This window comes from Vibrio sp. RM-69-4 (assembly GCF_024743775.1).
GTDB classification, from domain to species: Bacteria; Pseudomonadota; Gammaproteobacteria; order Enterobacterales; family Vibrionaceae; genus Vibrio; species Vibrio anguillarum.
In genome coordinates, this window is the sequence record NZ_JAMQXI010000064.1 from 176,052 (window position 1) to 192,513 (window position 16,462).

General features: G+C 44.0%; 12 protein-coding genes and 1 pseudogene. 10 read left to right on the forward strand and 3 right to left on the reverse strand.

The features are described from left to right. Positions 1-92: 92 nt before the first annotated feature. On the forward strand, positions 93-1,034 hold the full coding sequence (locus tag NB504_RS10340; RefSeq protein ID WP_258428835.1) for a triacylglycerol lipase: 942 nt from the start codon (positions 93-95) through the stop codon (positions 1,032-1,034). Between the two features lie 69 nt (positions 1,035-1,103). Continuing rightward, positions 1,104-1,964 carry a lipase secretion chaperone gene (locus NB504_RS10345; RefSeq protein WP_258428837.1) on the forward strand — a complete coding sequence of 287 codons (861 nt, stop codon included), beginning with the start codon at positions 1,104-1,106 and terminating at the stop codon, positions 1,962-1,964. A 73-nt stretch (positions 1,965-2,037) separates the two neighbouring features. On the opposite strand, the gene NB504_RS10350 is transcribed toward NB504_RS10345, so the two are convergent. Together NB504_RS10350 and NB504_RS10355 are read right to left on the reverse strand one after the other, a co-directional pair. After that, positions 2,038-4,794, reverse strand: a complete 2,757-nt coding sequence (locus NB504_RS10350; protein WP_258428839.1) for an immune inhibitor A domain-containing protein — start codon at positions 4,792-4,794, stop codon at positions 2,038-2,040. A gap of 195 nt (positions 4,795-4,989) precedes the next feature. Next, on the reverse strand, positions 4,990-5,235 hold the full coding sequence (locus NB504_RS10355) for a hypothetical protein (protein WP_017043657.1): 246 nt from the start codon (positions 5,233-5,235) through the stop codon (positions 4,990-4,992). Positions 5,236-5,741: 506 nt separating this feature from the next. Here NB504_RS10355 and NB504_RS10360 point away from each other — a divergent pair. From NB504_RS10360 to NB504_RS10395, 8 genes are all read left to right on the forward strand, one after another. Then, positions 5,742-6,503, forward strand: a complete 762-nt coding sequence (locus tag NB504_RS10360; protein ID WP_258428840.1) for a class II glutamine amidotransferase — start codon at positions 5,742-5,744, stop codon at positions 6,501-6,503. A 189-nt stretch (positions 6,504-6,692) separates the two neighbouring features. After that, positions 6,693-9,137 carry a M9 family metallopeptidase gene (locus tag NB504_RS10365; protein ID WP_258428841.1) on the forward strand — a complete coding sequence of 815 codons (2,445 nt, stop codon included), beginning with the start codon at positions 6,693-6,695 and terminating at the stop codon, positions 9,135-9,137. Positions 9,138-9,376: 239 nt separating this feature from the next. Then, a complete protein-coding gene (locus NB504_RS10370) occupies positions 9,377-10,558 on the forward strand; it encodes a DUF3103 domain-containing protein (RefSeq protein WP_017045107.1) in 1,182 nt (393 codons plus the stop codon). A gap of 195 nt (positions 10,559-10,753) precedes the next feature. Next, positions 10,754-11,665, forward strand: coding sequence for a siderophore ABC transporter substrate-binding protein (locus NB504_RS10375; RefSeq protein WP_202599578.1), 912 nt, complete (start codon positions 10,754-10,756; stop codon positions 11,663-11,665). A gap of 27 nt (positions 11,666-11,692) precedes the next feature. Further along, positions 11,693-12,628 carry an iron chelate uptake ABC transporter permease subunit VctD gene (gene vctD, locus NB504_RS10380; RefSeq protein ID WP_258428842.1) on the forward strand — a complete coding sequence of 312 codons (936 nt, stop codon included), beginning with the start codon at positions 11,693-11,695 and terminating at the stop codon, positions 12,626-12,628. 22 nt (positions 12,629-12,650) lie between these two features. After that, on the forward strand, positions 12,651-13,601 hold the full coding sequence (gene vctG / locus NB504_RS10385) for an iron chelate uptake ABC transporter permease subunit VctG (protein WP_258428847.1): 951 nt from the start codon (positions 12,651-12,653) through the stop codon (positions 13,599-13,601). A 6-nt stretch (positions 13,602-13,607) separates the two neighbouring features. Then, a complete protein-coding gene (gene vctC, locus NB504_RS10390) occupies positions 13,608-14,369 on the forward strand; it encodes an iron chelate ABC transporter ATP-binding protein VctC (RefSeq protein WP_258428843.1) in 762 nt (253 codons plus the stop codon). A gap of 329 nt (positions 14,370-14,698) precedes the next feature. After that, positions 14,699-15,892 carry an acetate/propionate family kinase gene (locus tag NB504_RS10395; protein WP_026028183.1) on the forward strand — a complete coding sequence of 398 codons (1,194 nt, stop codon included), beginning with the start codon at positions 14,699-14,701 and terminating at the stop codon, positions 15,890-15,892. A gap of 287 nt (positions 15,893-16,179) precedes the next feature. Here the strand turns inward: NB504_RS10395 and NB504_RS10400 are convergent. Beyond that, positions 16,180-16,462, reverse strand: a pseudogene (locus NB504_RS10400) (group II intron reverse transcriptase/maturase); the annotation flags it as partial.

The window sequence follows — 16,462 nt, forward strand, 5'->3', positions numbered from 1 at the left end:
ATGCTCCTCAGAGGTCTAATCTCTGGTGTGGTAACGGTAGGTTAGATGTATGCCGCGCCTAAACCAGGCACTACAATAAGAAGGAATTTACTTTGAAAAGAACGATTATTATTGCTGCTTTTTGTCTGCTGAGTACCACGGCGCTGGCGGCAACCAGCACGGTGGCGTTAAGTAAGACAGGCTATACCCAAACCCAGTATCCTATTGTGTTAGTTCATGGCTTATTTGGTTTTGATACGCTGGCCGGAGTCGATTATTTCTACGGCATCCCACAATCACTGACGAAAGATGGTGCAAAGGTCTACGTGGCTCAAGTCTCCGCAACCAACAGCTCTGAGCTGAGAGGTGAACAACTATTGCAACAAGTAGAGTCACTTTTAGCCGCCACGGGCGCTCAAAAAGTTAACCTGATTGGGCATAGTCATGGCGGGCCAACGGCTCGCTATGTTGCATCAGTCCGGCCCGATCTTGTGGCGTCTGTGACTAGCATTGGTGGCGTGAATAAAGGCTCAATCGTGGCAGATTTAGTGCGTGGGCACATTAAAGAGGGCTCCATTTCTGAAGCGATTGCTGTCAAAATGGCGCAAGGATTGGCGGGTTTGGTTGGCCTGCTTTCTGGGGGAAGTAACCTAGATCAAGATCCTTTAGCCTCCTTAGAAGCCTTAACTACCCAAGGTTCGCTAGCGTTTAATCAACACTACCCAGAAGGCGTTCCAAGCAGTGAATGTGGTGATGGTGAATTACTGGCTGACAATGGTGTTTATTACTATTCATGGACAGGGTCTTCGACCTTTACCAACCTCCTTGACCCAACTGATGCTGCGATGATGTTGACTGGACTTGTCTTTAATGGCCCTAATGATGGTTTAGTCGGCGTATGCAGTACTCACTTGGGTAAGGTGATCCGCGATGATTACCAAATGAACCACTTAGATGAAATCAACGGCTTGCTTGGGATACACCACCTTTTTGAAACTGACCCCGTTACCTTGTATCGCCAGCACGCTAATCGATTGAAGCTTCAAGGTTTATAACTTCGAGGTTGATAGTCTCGAGGTTTATAACTTCAAGTTTTGTAACATCAAACTTTATAAGGATTGGCTATGAAAAAGCCCGCACTATTTGGATTTATCGTGATCATCTTGGGGAGCATCGGTGCGGTGCTTTTTCTGCAAAAGCCAGTATCATCACAGAGCGCGTTACAAACGCCATCTCAACAAGATACGCAGATAGACAGTGCATCGAGTCTTGATTTAATTCACTATTTTATCTCTACATTAGGAGAGAGCTCATTGCCTGAGGTTGAGCTGCGCATTGCCCAGCATGCTGAGCAAGATGAGGGCGTGGTGATCGATCCAATGATTTTTGAACAGTTTATCCAATACAAACAAGCATTAGCTGAGTTAGAGGCTAATGCTTCCATCGCCAATCTCGATCTTGCTACCTTAGCTGAGATCAATCAGCAGTTACTGAAAATACAAAGTCAATTTTTTAACGTTGATCAGCAAAGCATGCTGTTTGGTGAAGAGAATGCGTTGCGAAATTTAGCATTAGAAAAGCTGCGCATTAAAGCTCAAGCAGTAGATTCATATGATGAGCAGTTGCAGTGGCAAACGTTATTAGCGCAGCAGCCAGAATACATTCAGCGCAGTGAACGTAATGTACAACTACTGCCAGCACTCAACGCGAGTCGCCATTTGTCTACGCAAGAGCAATACTTAGCTTGGAACGAGTTGGTTGGCGAACAAGGAGCACAGCGGTTAACGCAGCTTAGTGAACAACGAGAGCAGTTTTCTCAGCATCTCGAAAACTATTTACAACAGCGTTCGGCGGTGCTTGAAAATACGCGTTTGAGCCAAGATGAAAAAAATCAGCAAATTACGCAACTGCGTACCCAAAAGTTTGAGGCCAAACAACTCAAACGCGTCGAGGCGTTGGAAAGGTTAAGTGATCAATCGCTTTAATTCTGTTTATCCAATAAAGAAGAGCGCGACCGAAGCCGCGCTCAAGTTCTCTAAGAGAAAATAGAATAGGTGGTTACAAATTCACCACAATGGTGTTAGTCACTGTTGCACCTTTGTCATCCATCACTTTAATTTTCACTTCATGTTTTCCAGAGCTTGGGAAAATGGCGGTGAAGAGTTTGCCACGTTTTATTTTTCCATTCGGCAGGGTCCATTCCGTATCGACAATACGCCCATCGCTATCGCTGCTGGTTGACCACATTGTTACCCAGCGTCCAAGGTGGATGTACTTAGCACTGGCTTGCGGTAATGCGTTAGGCACTTCAACCTGTATTGTGCGCGTAGTGGTGTTGGCTGCGCCTTTATCATCCGTTACGGTTAGGCTTACTGTGTATTGCCCTGCTCTGGTGTAGCTCCAGCTTGGCGCCATTTCGCTGCTCATTTGGCCGTTACCAAAATCCCATGCGTAACTGACTAGCTCGCCATCTTCATCATGGCTGTAGTTGAGAGCACTGACAGATAAACCGTCGGTTTTAAGCTCAAAGTTAGCGACAGGAGCTTGGTTTTGTTCGCTGACTTTCGATAAGCGAATTACGCCGTACTCATTGTCTTGACCTTGGTTGAGGATGTCGATCATCAAGCCAAATTCCGTTAACTTACGCCCAGCATCTGGTACTAATGGTGAGCTGTAATCCGCGCCATCAGAGAAATTACCATTACCGATTAAGCTTGTGTCTTCGAGCACATCACCATCGGCAGCGACTAAACGTAGAGGTGTTTGATCTTGCAATGAGAAGGTTGCATCTCGCACTTGGAAGCGCGTTTGTGCGGCCTCACCGGTTTTTGACCAAACCAATGCGTTTTGATCCGCATCGACGACACCTAACCAACCTTCACCTGGGTGGTTACCTACCCAGTTATCCGTGTAAGATTCATCCACATACCAAACCAGTAGGCCGGGTTCGAAAGTCATCAACTGGCCCATGCGTTTGATATTGGCTAAGCCTTGGTCGACGTCATTGTGGCTACGCCATTGCAGTAAATAATAGTGTGGCGCTTCATGGAAGCCATTGTTGGTGGTGTAACCTTTGAAGGCGAAGGTGGATGTTCCTTCAGCATCATCAATAAGGGTTTGCTGCCCGTCGACCTCTAACTGTAGGTTATCAAGGTAAAGACCTTCCATGGCTAAGCCGCCATCAGTGACATAGTCAAAGCTGAGTGTCACTTCTTGGCCTGCCCATTGGGAGACGTCAAATATCGCATCGACCCAGCCATCCGACTGACCAGCAATAGCAGGTACAAGCCCTGTATTGTACGGGTCATCCATGGTGGTGATGTTACCTGCAATCGCTTTACCATTGATCAGTACGCGTGCAAAGTCGTAGTCTTTTTCAATCTGATACCATGCTTTAAAATTCAGCGTAGCTTGTCCACCTGCAGGGATAGAAAGCTTACGAGACATGCTATTTTTCAGATCATCGCCTCGGTTTGAATAAAAAGCGGACGAACCTTGATAAGGCTTCACCCCATCAACACGCTTCAGTGGTAAATCAATCTTCACCATATTTGGTCGAGCATTGTCAGTGGTTTGGAATAGGGTAAATACGCGAGGATTTTTCTCTAACTCTGCAATCGAAATTTGATCGTCATTGATCCAACGACCACCGACCGCTTTTTGTAAGAACTGTTTAGACCAAGAGCTGAATGCCGTCGGTTGTGTTCCGCCAATTTTTCCGGCCCAACTGCCAGAAGACATGATGGACCAATAGGAAACTGGCTCACCTTTACCTGTGTATTGAGTATCGTATTCGTCAGGCAAACCTAAATCGTGGCCATACTCGTGTGCGCAAACCCCAGCGGCCGCATCAATCGGTTGCATGGTGTAATCAAAGGCGGCATATTGGCCGTTAAAGCGATCTGGAATCGTACTTTTTGTGCCTTGAAGGACATAAGGTTGACCGAGATTATAACGGTGGGACCATATGGCGTCAGGTCCAAGCACACCGCCGCCGGCTTCTTCACCAACGGATGCATGGAACACCATCAAGTGATCGATGACGCCGTCCGGTTCGCGGAAGTTGCCATTACCATTGTAATCGTAACGATCTTCAATATCGTAATCGGCCAGATTAATACTAGGGTCTTGCGCCAGTTGGTTCAGTGCTTCGCGCACCAACTCTTGCGCATTCATATCTTTGTCTGTTGTTGCAGAGTTGCCCCCGTAAAACGCGGCGTTTTTAGATGCGCGATACCAACCTGCGGCTTGCCCGGCCACACTGTAGCTTTGCCCAGATTCACTTTCATAGTACTGACGCATCGAGATGAAATTTTCTCCATTAGGACCGACATAACCTGTATTGGAGAAGAGCAGATCTTGATAGTGTGATGGATTGTAGCTGGCATAGAGCATTTCAGTGTGCTCTTTGGTCAGGCGGTTATCGTTCCAAGGTAAATCGGGAAAATCTATTAAAAGCGCTAACACCTTATCGGTACGTTTGGTGCTGATATCGAGAGCAAAAACGCTGGCTTTTTGTTGGCCTTTTTGTTTTTCAATCGTCTTTAATACCCGTGCGCGTTGCTCAAGAGCTTGCTTATCAAACTGCGCATCGCCGTGGAAGCCTGATTTGATTTTCTGCTCCAAATAACGATCCAAGGCATCGCGCTTGATTGCATCGGTAGCATTGGTATCCACAACACCGTTACGCACTAACATTTCAATGAGTTTATCTTCATTGATCACCCCTAAATCAATCGGGGTGTGCGCATAAGCACTGACGTTAAATAGTGTTACCATTGCTGACGCAAGCAAGGTTTTCCTTATGTGTTTCATCTGCTTTCCTTATTTGTCTTTCTGTATTTATGGTATTAACAATTTCACTGAACTGATTTCCATACGACTGAGAACTATAGAGAATAGATGGCTTTCATCGCCATAAAATAGAATCCATGGACGCAATGAATGGCTGGTATATTCTTATCTAGGTAAGTTTTCGGAGTGTTATTCAGTGAAGATTGAACGGGTGATTTAGTCGCTCTTCGGCGGAGAAATACACGCTTCTTCTTGATGAGTTGTCGAATTGAGAGACTTTTCTTTGTGGTGTTTTCTTTGTAGATAAAGAGCAAGTGCTTGTTGTTGCTGTTCTGATGTCAGCCCTTCACATATCACACCTCGTTCGATTAATGAGGCGAGCAACCGTTCATCATCAACTGAAGATTGAGCGAGGCTAATTGATGAGTAACTAATTAATAAAAAATAAATTAAATGTTTCACAGTATATCCATATAATGTGTGAATTATTCGTAACAATCTATATATCAGTCATACGCATAGCAAGTGTAAATAATTGTTGTTTTGAAATAACATCATATTTTAAACATAACCAGTTAACATTTGGTTTGTTTTTAATTGATAAATATGTTGGTTCTTTATTCTTAAATTTAGAATTAATAATTGATGGATTTGTATTTTATTCTTAATGATAAAGATGAAATTCTTTAGATAAATAAAGTGATAGGTTAGAATTCAATCGAAAGTGAATGTTGGGTCAAAACCAACAATGACTAATAATAGTTTTAGTATTTTTAGTAATATGAACTTTGCCAAAAGATGATCTTAGTTCAATAAATAATTCATCACTTAAACCTGCATTTAAGAGTCATTAACTTGTGGCATTGATGATCCAAGTGGCAAAGGTATCGTTGCCTGGACACCTTGCAGCCATTGAGCAAACGTGCTTTATTGAAATCAGTGACTGATTATTTTGGAATGTTTGCATTATGTGCCGCTGGCTCGCCTACCAAGGAACTCCTATCTACCTCGATCAACTGGTTTATCAACCGGAACACTCTCTCGTGCACCAAAGTTTAGAAGCGCGTAAAGCGGTCACCCGTGTCAATGCTGATGGATTTGGATTGGGTTGGTATACCGAACGAACTACCCCCGGGCAGTTTCATGAAGTCTTACCCGCTTGGGGAGATGAAAACCTGCGATCCTTAACGCATCACATACGTTCTCACCGTTTTATGGCGCATGTGCGTTCGTCCACCGGAACGCAGGTTTCCCGTTCTAACTGTCATCCGTTTATTTTGGATAACTGGATGTTTTTACATAACGGGCAAATTGGTGAGTTTGAAAAAGTGAAATTCGCCTTAGAACGGCAGTTACCGGAATCGCTATACGTCAAACGTGTTGGAACAACAGATAGTGAATTGATTTTTTTATTGATGATGAGTAATGGGTTACGCAGTCAGCCAGTACAAGCCATTACGACCACGATTGGTCAAATTGCGCAGGCTTTGGCGGAGAAACAGATAGTCACACCTTTTAAAGCTTCGATTTGTATCTCTGATGGGCAAGATTTTTGGTTAGTGCGTTATAGCTCTGATGGTAATCCGCCGACCGTGTTTAGTAAAAGCGAAGGCGATAATATGGTGGTTGCGTCAGAACCCCTTGACAGTGAAAGTGGTTGGCAAATGATTGAGCCGCAAACCATTACTCATGTGATTGGCACTCAATGTACTGTGTATCCGATCACTTAGTTAGTGGTGGAAAACAATTAGTAATGTATTGATATATAATATCTATTGGTTAATCGATTGCTCTCTCATGAGAGCAATTCTTTTTTGAAGTAAGATCTTGGTTTATATGCGCCAAGTTTCATTTTATTAATGTGATTCTGATATAAACCGCGACTCATTTATTTCTATGACCTATAGAGAGTCGTTACTATGCGTATTGCTCCTGTTCCATCTATTCATTCCCCTCGTCCCAAACCTAATGCTTTGCTATTGGCATTATCGTTAGCAGGATTACCGTCTTTTTCTTATGCATTAGATGCCTGCCAGTTTAATGATATCACCCAAGCACAAGAGCCCATTTTAGCGATTAAAAATGCACAACCAGACTGTTATAACTCGTGGTTTTATACCGATAGTAAAGCCATCTTGGGTCTATACAGTGAAAAGAATATAGACAGCATTAACCGAGCGCTGGCGTTAGAAATTTCGCAATATCAAGGAACGGAAGCGCAAGCCAAATCTATTGCTAATTTGGGGGAGTTTATCCGTGCTGCGTATTATGTGCGCTATGGTGTAAAACAAGAGTTTGGTGATTATTCGGACCAATTGAGTAATGCGATTGCGGATACGATTAACCAGTTTATGTTATCGCCTTATAGTTTGAGCTTAGGTCGTGAACAAGTGGCGGCCATGTCGAGCTTAACGTTAATGGTCGATAATGTGAAACGCCTACCTTCAACGATGGCGAATTTCATCGTGCTATTGGACGCCTTTAACCCACAAACGGCGCAAGATGTGCAGTTTGTTGATGGTTTAAATAACTTATTTCGATCCATGAGCGGCCATGCTTCGCGTGATGATTTTTATCAAGACATTGAAGCCCATCCAGAATATTTGGAGACACTGTATCGTTTTGCCACTGAGCATGATTGGGCGTTAGGAACCGATGCCGATTTCATTTTGTACAATGCGGTGCGTGAAACGGGGCGCTTACTGGTTAGCCCTTACCCAAACACCAAAACTCGAGTCATTGCGATTTTAGAAAAAGTATTGGAACGTTACCCGCTGGGTGGACGTAGCGATAAACTCTGGATTGCTGCGGTTGAAATGCTTTCTTACTACGCGCCAGAGACATTGGAAGCGCTTAATTTAACGCAAGCTAAGCAGCAACTTGAACAGCGTATCATGCCAAATCGCCATCAATGTGATGGGCCTGCTATTATCCGCTCGCAAGGCTTAACACCTCAGCAAGCAGAGCAAGCGTGTGGCATTTTGAATGAGAAAGAAGCCGACTTCCATACCGTCGTGAATACCGGTTTCACGCCCGTGGCCGATGATCTTAATCAACAAGTGGAAGTGGTGGTATTTGATAGCAACGAAAGTTATGTCAGTTATTCCAACTTCTTGTTTGGCAATACTACCAACAACGGCGGGCAATACCTTGAAGGCAACCCGGCTGATGCCAACAACACAGCGCGCTTTGTCGCTTACCGATATGCGCAGGATGAGGCGTTGTCTATTCTCAATTTAGAGCATGAATATGTGCATTATTTGGACGGACGCTACAATCAATACGGTTCATTTTCTCTCAATTTAAGTGAAGGCCATATCGTGTGGTGGTTGGAAGGCTTCGCTGAATACATGCACTATAAAAAAGGCTACCAAGCGGCGGTAGACTTAATTGCTGAGAAAAAACTGAGCCTCACGCAAGTGCTAGCCACTACTTATCAAAATGACACCAATCAAATTTATCGCTGGGGCTATTTAGCGGTTCGTTTTATGCTGGAAAACCATCCCAATGAAGTGGATCAACTGCTAGCGCTATCACGTAGTGGCGATTTCAAAGCATGGGCTGAGCAAGTGAAACGGATCGGCAAAAGCCTAGACAGCGAATTTTCAACTTGGTTAGACACTTTGACAACGGACAGTGGTAATCCAGACGAGCCGACTGTGCCGCCAATTCAACCAGAAGACACGATGAATCATTTAGCGTTAGGGCAGAGTGTTACCTTGTCGGGTGAGCAGTACAGTGAACAACTCTATTATATTGATGTTCCAGATAATATCAGTGAATTGTCGATTAATATTAGCGGTGATGGTGACGCCGATCTTTATTTAAGTTATGAAAAAATTGCGCATTATTATGATTATCAAATAACAAATTTTGAACTGCATAGTAATGAAACAATTGCACTAGAAAAACAAGCCAATGGTACCGTTTTACCGGGTCGCTATTATTTTAGTATTACGGGTAGAGAAGCTTATCAGCGTGTTGAATTAAATACGAAAGTAAGTTACGCCATGACCGATAATACGCAAAAGCCTAGTGATGATTTAGCACCTGTTGTTCTCGAAAATCGTCAGCCAATGACGTTGGGTATTCATCAAACTCGCTATGCAGCGATTTATGTACCAGAGGGAATGAGCAGTGTCAAAGTTTGGCTCCAGCCTATTGATGAGATGGCAGCCCACAATGTTGATCTTTATGCAGAAAGCGAGCACTGGCCTACATTGACTCATTTTGACCAAGCGTCTAAGCGCTCTGATAGTTATGAGTATATCGAACTGCCAGTGACACAAGCGGGCTATGTCCATTTCATGCTTAATGCACAGCAAGCCAATAGCCAAGTCGAGCTCTATGCAACTTATGAATAACTAATGAATAAAAAGAAGTGTAAAAGCACTTCTTTTTATTAAAATCATATAATTAGCCAGAAAAGTAATAGCTATATTAACATTATGTAATTTAATCTTTACTTAATAATAATTTGATCTTGTGGGAAGAATATAAATTAACACTCTATTTATTTCTTGAAAGAATAGCATTCGGTGATATTGTGTTTTTATGTAGAGTTATTACTCTATGTTGTAATTAAAAATATTAAGGGTTCATTATGAGATATATAACACCCGTTTCATTACTGCTTGTGGCCACTATTATGGGGTGCAACTCAGAAGAAGCGACAACCAGTAGCACCAGCCAATCTAATGCTGATGCGATTGCACAGCAAAAAAGAGCGTTAGCACTGCAACTGAGTGAAAGTTACGCCGAGCTTGAAACCACACTTAAAACTGAAATCAGCGCGCAAAACCTATCCATTTCTGTTTCCACTTTGTTTGAAGAGCAGCCTGATTCCGATTTTAGTCAACAGATGGTTGTAGCGGACGCGCAAATTCGTTCAATGAAAGGCATTGAGGATTTTACTGAGCAATTGCTGCAACTGCGTATTGCCGATGCGTCGATGATTAAAGAGTGGCAAGAAGGGCAAAGCCCGTTGTTTGCTTTTGAACCCAAAGGTAATGATGCGTCTTGGCAATATATTGAAGCGTTTGATGTGTACGGACAGGTGCATCAACTGGACGTATATCAAATGCCAGATGTACCCGTTTTCGTGGTTGATAGTAATAGCGAAGTGGAATTGCGCGCAGGCTTACAAGCAATGCGTGCACAGATGAACGCATTGGGTCAATCGACCACATTGACCACAGTAGAAAGTGGTAGCGTCGCCGCGCAAGCGATGGCCCGCAGCAGCGATAATAGCGCTGAGCCTATTTCCACCACAGTACTGAAAAAAATTCGTTTAGCGGATGACAAAGAACCGTGGATCTCTGGAGCGGCTGAAATTTATGCGATTGTTACAGGCATCAATCCAAGCCGAGATGAGCCGACCATTGACTTAGTTGAAATGCCTTATTTGGATTACGACAAGCAAGATTACTTCCCAAATCAAGTGATGATCCAATGGTCTCGTTACCGTTGGGGCGCAGCCGATCTTATCTTGATGGAGCAAGATGATGGTACCGATTATAAAGAGCTGGCTAAATTACTCGTCAAAGTAGCCGAAGAAGTGCTGAAGCTTATCCCTGATCCAGAAGTGCAGGCGTATGCGATTATTCCGCAAATCACGGGCAAGATCATTGATGCGATTCCCGATGGTTTACTGGTCAACGACGACGATTATGTCGATGTCTTTTACACCTTGATGCAAGACACCAGCTATGTTGATCATCCTGGAGCGAGTGGTAACGCAGTGGCCACTTTTGAGCCTTTGACGATTAACCCGACACGTCCATAACATTTCTCTCCCCCTAGAAAGCGAGCGCGAATCTCTTATTAGCGCTCGCTTTTTCACCATTCTTGCTGCTTCTGATCATCATGGCCGATTTTGATGTGAATAGGGTTGCTTGAACGACGGTCAACGATTATATTACCCGAACTTAATGCGAATGCTTATCAAAATCTGTCGCAGTTATTTTGAATGGGAACCTATATGAAATCGTTGTTTAGTTTGGCAGCACTTGGCTTGCTTACCTCTTTTACTCTCAGTGCTAAAACCGTTTCTGTGGATCATCAACTCGGTACCACGACGATCGAGCAAAATCCGCAACGTGTGGTTGTCATTGGTTTGGGTGCGTTAGATACGTTAGATCGCTTTGGTATTGAACCTGTCGCGGTATCGAAAGTGACTGAACTACCAAATTATTTAGCGAAGTACAACAGCGATACATACGCACCTGCCGGTTCTTTATTTGAGCCTGATTTCGAAACCATTTATATGCAAAAACCGGATGTGATTGTGATTGGGCCGCGCGCCGCAACCAGTTATGACGAGCTATCTAAAATTGCACCAACTATCGTTTTTGCAGCCGATGCAAGCCAAGGCTACTGGCAGAGTACACAACAGCAGTGGCGTAATCTAGGCAAAGTATTTGCTATTGAAGACCAAGTGGAAGCCAAAATTGAAGATTTAGATAAGCAGTTTCAAGCACTTCGTAGCTTTAATCAGAACAACCAAATCGATGCGCTCACAGTGATGAGCTCTGGCGGTAACATTACCGCTTTTGGGCCTGAATCACGTTTCTCGGCGGTGTATAAAGATTTTGGATTCAAAACGACCGTTGATAGCATCAAAGCGACACGCCATGGCGATCTAATCTCTTATGAATTTATTCGTGAACATGATCCTAAAACCTTATTGATCATTGATCGTGATACGTTGGTCAACAAAGGGCAAAGTCACACTCGCCAAGAGTTTGAAAATGACCTGATCAAAGCGACTGCGGCCTACAAAAATAAAAGCATGGCGTTTTTAGACCTTAATGCTTGGTACCTATCCATTTCTGGTGTCACTGCTACAGAGCAGATGATCAGCGACGTTAGAAATGCTGTACACATTCACTAATTTGCCACAAACAAGCTGAGGTTAGCTTTGAAAAAGTTATTGCTTGCTTTGTTGGTAGTCAGCCTATCTTCACTGTTTGTGGGGGTAGGCAATCTATCACTAATGGCATTACTGCAAGGGGATGCCCATGCTTGGCAACTGCTCTTTACCAGTCGTTTGCCACGTTTGTTGGCGATTGTTTTAGCCGGGGCAGGGCTCAGTATCGCGGGTCTTATTATGCAGCAAATCAGCCAAAACCGATTTGCCGCGCCTTCTACCTCCGGTACCATTGAATGCGCCATGCTGGGCTATGTGTTGAGCTTAGTCTTTTTTGGCCACGGTGAAAGCTTGTGGCTTATTTTCTCGGTTTCGATTGCGGGCACTTTGCTGTTTGTACAACTGATTCAGCGCGTGCAGTTTAAAAATGTCATTTTTGTCCCTTTGATCGGCATTATTTTTGGTAATGTGGTGGAATCCGCCGCCTCCTTCATCGCTTACAAATACGATGCGATACAAAACCTTTCTAGCTGGACGGTAGCCAATTTTGCCAATTTGCTGAAAGGGGATTTCGAACTGCTCTATATTGCGATTCCGGTTGCCCTCTTTAGCTATTTGTATGCGGCGCGAATTTCGGCGGTCGGCATGGGTAAAGATTTTGCTGTGAACTTAGGGCTTAACTATCAACAAGTGCTGGTGATTGGCGTTTGTTTGGTGTCGGTGATGTCTGCGACGGTTGTGATGATTGTCGGTCAACTGCCTTTTTTAGGGTTGATTGTGCCGAATTTAGTCAGCCACTATTACGGCGACAACTTACGCAAAAATATCCCTCGTACGGCCATTTTCGGTGCGTTATTGGTGTTGCTATGTGATTTGGGCAGCCGTTTGATTATTTTCCCCTATGAAGTGCCGATTTCGATGATCATCAGTATTCTCGGTGGCAGTGTATTTATTGTGTTGCTGCTGCGAGGTCAACGCCATGGGTAAGTCTGTATGTGCGAGCATCACTTTGCATGATCATACCAAACTGTGGTTACTGGTTTTGGCTTCTCTGCTTTTTGCTGGGTTATTTATTGGTGTTGGATTGAACGCCGACAACTATCACTATTTTCTTTCTCGTCGTGTACCCAAAGTATTGGCGATGGTGTTAGCGGGCATTGCCATTGCGCAGTCCTCTCTAGCGTTTCAAACCATTACCCACAACCGAATTTTAACGCCCAGCATTATGGGGTTTGATTCACTCTACCTGTTCGTGCAGGTGCTAGTGGTGACTCTTTTTGGTGGTCTAAGTAGCTACGCGCTCAATGCTTATCTCAATTTTTCGTTGTCCGTTGCTGCCATGTTGTTGTTTTCTAGTTTGTTGTTCGCTTTTTATTTTCGTAAGCAGCAGAGTAACTTAATGGTGGTGTTGTTATTAGGAGTCATTCTGGGGCAACTGTTTTCCAGCATTTCCTCCTTTTTGATCATGCTGATGGATCCGAATGATTTTTCATCGGTACAGGCCAATATGTTTGCGAGCTTCAACAACGTGAAAGTGGAACTTGTGTATTGGGTAACACCGTTACTACTGCTGGTTTGCTTTGGCCTGTTTCGCCTGCATCGCGTGTTGGATGTTTTATGGTTGGATAACGATAACGCGGTCAGTTTAGGGGTGGATGTACGCCGAGTGACGCACCATGTGTTGATGCTCAGTGCGGTATTAATTGCTATTTCTACGGCTTTAGTTGGGCCCGTGATGTTCTTTGGCTTATTGGTCACCAACTTAACGCGCGAGTGGTTTCGTTCATACCAACACCGAACCTTATTGATTGGTTGTTCCGCGATGGCGGTGTGTGCATTGCTTTCAGGTCAATGGGTGGTTGAAAAAGTATTTCAGTTTGAAACAACGCTGAGTGTGGTGGTAAATTTCATCGGAGGTCTCTATTTTCTCTCCCTCCTTTTACGTAATAAAATGGTTTAATTTCATATGATTCAGCTAGATAAACTGACTAAAGTGTTTGGCCAACAAGCCGTTGTGGATAGGGCCTGTGCGCAGTTTGAAAAAGGCAAGGTCACTTCAATTATCGGTCCTAATGGTGCAGGGAAAAGTACCTTACTGTCGATGGCCAGCCGTTTGGTTAGCCGTGATAGCGGTAAAGTTTGGATTGAAAGCAAAGAGCTGGTTGAGTGGGATACTAAGGCGTTGGCTAAAAAGCTGTCGGTTCTGCGTCAAGCCAATACTCTGACCATGCGTTTTACCGTGAAAGAGCTGGTGGCTTTTGGCCGTTTTCCTTATTCGCAAGGTAAATTAACGGCCAACGATCATGCGATGATTGAGCAATCGATCGAGTATCTTGATCTTAAAGCGATAGAAGATAAATACCTAGACGAACTGAGTGGTGGCCAACGCCAGCTGGCCTTTATTGCCATGGTGATCGCCCAAGATACCGATTACATCTTTCTCGATGAACCATTGAACAACCTCGATATCAAACACTCATTGCAGATCATGGCCACTATTCAGCGTTTAGCACATGAGTTGAATAAAGCGGTGGTCGTGGTGATTCACGACATCAATTTTGCATCCTGTTACTCCGATTCCATCATTGCGCTGAAACGAGGCCAAGTAGTAGCAACTGGCACAGTACAAGAGGTGATTCAATCGTCGGTTTTGAGCGATATCTATGAAACGCCGTTCAACGTATTAGAAATAGAAAGCAAGCGTATTTGTATGTATTACACCCATTGATGCGGTTTAACTGCCGGTGTGCGTAACGTTACGAGTACTGAACAGAACGCTTTCGATTCACCGTAAGCCCCCTTTTTACTGCCTAATGTTGCCAACGCAAAATGGTGGAAGCGCAGACGTTTACTGCGCGCTACAGGATGGACTTAAATATTGATATATTTCTCACTTCAAAAGAAATAATAACTTGCCTCAGATCAAGAAAAAATCGTTTGGCATGATGCTGAAACTAAAACAAAGTTGAAAGATTAAAAAATTATTGAATAATGAGGGTCACGTAAACCAAGAAGTTGTATACTTCAACACTTAGTCTAAAACAGGAAACTTACCCCATGTCGAACTCGTTTGTTTTGGTTATTAACTCTGGCAGCTCATCACTGAAGTTTGCGGTGATTGATTCAAATACGGGGGATGCCGTACTGAGTGGTCTAGGTGAATGCTTTGGGCTTGATGATGCCCGTATGAGCTGGAAGTTTAACGGAGAAAAAGCCAATTGTGCGATTCAAGGTGAAGCGAATCACCACCTGTTGGCGGTTGCAAAACTGGTTGAGCTTGTGAAAAGCTACGGCTTGATTGATGACGTCGTTGCAATTGGACACCGCGTAGTACATGGTGGCGAGAAGTTTACTAAGACCGTTAAGTTAGACGAAAAAATCGTCAACGAAGTTGAAGCGCTTAGTGATTTAGCACCGCTACACAATAAAGCACACGCGATTGGTATGCGCGCGGCAATGCTAGCGTTTCCTGAGTTACCGCAGTTTGCTGTTTTTGATACCGCTTTCCACCAAACCATGCCAGCAAAAGCCTACACAGGTGCGATTGCAAAAGAGCTATACACTGAGTTTGGTATTCGCCGCTATGGTTTCCACGGAACCAGCCATTATTTTGTGAGCCGTGAAGCGGCAAAAATGATCAACAAGCCAGTTGAAGAAAGCAGCTTTATTTCTGTTCACCTTGGTAATGGTGCGTCAGTGTGCGCAATTAAAGATGGCCAGAGTGTCGATACCAGTATGGGTTTTACACCGCTTTCCGGTTTGATGATGGGCACTCGCTGTGGTGACCTTGACCCCGGTATCATTGAATTTCTATTGAAGAAGGGTTGGACGCAAGAACAAGTGTTTAATTCATTGAACAAAGCCTCTGGTTTCTTGGGTGTTTCTGGTTTAACCAGCGATGCACGTGGCATTCTAGAAGCCATGGAGCAAGGTCATGAAGGCGCTACATTGGCCTTCCAAGTCTTCACCTACCGTGTGGCGAAATACATCGCGTCATACCTTGCAGCGCTTGATTCGCTCGACGGTATTATTTTCACTGGTGGTATTGGCGAAAACGCATTGCCTATTCGTCGTGAAATTCTACGCAACCTGAAAATTCTTGGTTTTGTGGAAGATGAGCAAGGCAACGAGCAAGCTCGATTCGGTAATGCTGGCATTATCGCAAAATCAGACATGCTAAATGCAGTAGCGCTTGTGGTACCAACCAACGAAGAATTCGTGATCGCCCAACAGTCGGTTGAGTTGCTATAATTAAATTTAAAATCAAATAGATAAAAGCGAGCTTAGTGCTCGCTTTTTTTGTACTCATATGTTGGATAGACCATCGCTAAGGATGTGCATGGCGACACACCCATGGCTTACTAAATTGCCTTCTACAATTCATTTTTTTGCATCTAAGTTAGCGAGGTTAGTACTGGGTTGTTGATGTCGAGTAGACGACACCTGTTACCAAGTGTCGCCCCTCTAAGAACCCAGCGTGCAACTTTCACCGCACTAGGCTCAAGCCTTCACGAAGGCACCAGTTGGCACCCAGCAACTTACAAAGCAGTGAGAGCAGGCTCATGCCAAGAGTTGCGACTTTGCCTCTTTGACTTTCTCTTTGCCAGGTATTCTTGGTGTTGAGGATCAAAAGGTGTAGCGGCACTCCTGATTTTCACATGTCTCTCTATCGGCACTTTGGCTATTTGAAACAGATTGAACTGACAATCCATATTCATGATCTTCTGCCAACCGTGAAATTGCCATTGACCTTGACGGTTGATGAAGTATTTAAGAGCGACCCAAGTTCTAGACTTTGTTGGATGACGCCTTTTAGCCCAG

Bases quoted from the DNA above. Each gene is read 5' to 3' on its own strand.
- NB504_RS10395 (WP_026028183.1), top strand. From the start codon at position 14,699: ATGTCGAACTCGTTTGTTTTGGTTATTAACTCTGGCAGCTCATCACTG.
- NB504_RS10370 (WP_017045107.1), top strand. From the start codon at position 9,377: ATGAGATATATAACACCCGTTTCATTACTGCTTGTGGCCACTATTATG.
- NB504_RS10375 (WP_202599578.1), top strand. From the start codon at position 10,754: ATGAAATCGTTGTTTAGTTTGGCAGCACTTGGCTTGCTTACCTCTTTT.
- NB504_RS10350 (WP_258428839.1), bottom strand. From the start codon at position 4,794: ATGAAACACATAAGGAAAACCTTGCTTGCGTCAGCAATGGTAACACTA.
- vctC (WP_258428843.1), top strand. From the start codon at position 13,608: ATGATTCAGCTAGATAAACTGACTAAAGTGTTTGGCCAACAAGCCGTT.
- NB504_RS10345 (WP_258428837.1), top strand. From the start codon at position 1,104: ATGAAAAAGCCCGCACTATTTGGATTTATCGTGATCATCTTGGGGAGC.
- NB504_RS10365 (WP_258428841.1), top strand. From the start codon at position 6,693: ATGCGTATTGCTCCTGTTCCATCTATTCATTCCCCTCGTCCCAAACCT.
- NB504_RS10360 (WP_258428840.1), top strand. From the start codon at position 5,742: ATGTGCCGCTGGCTCGCCTACCAAGGAACTCCTATCTACCTCGATCAA.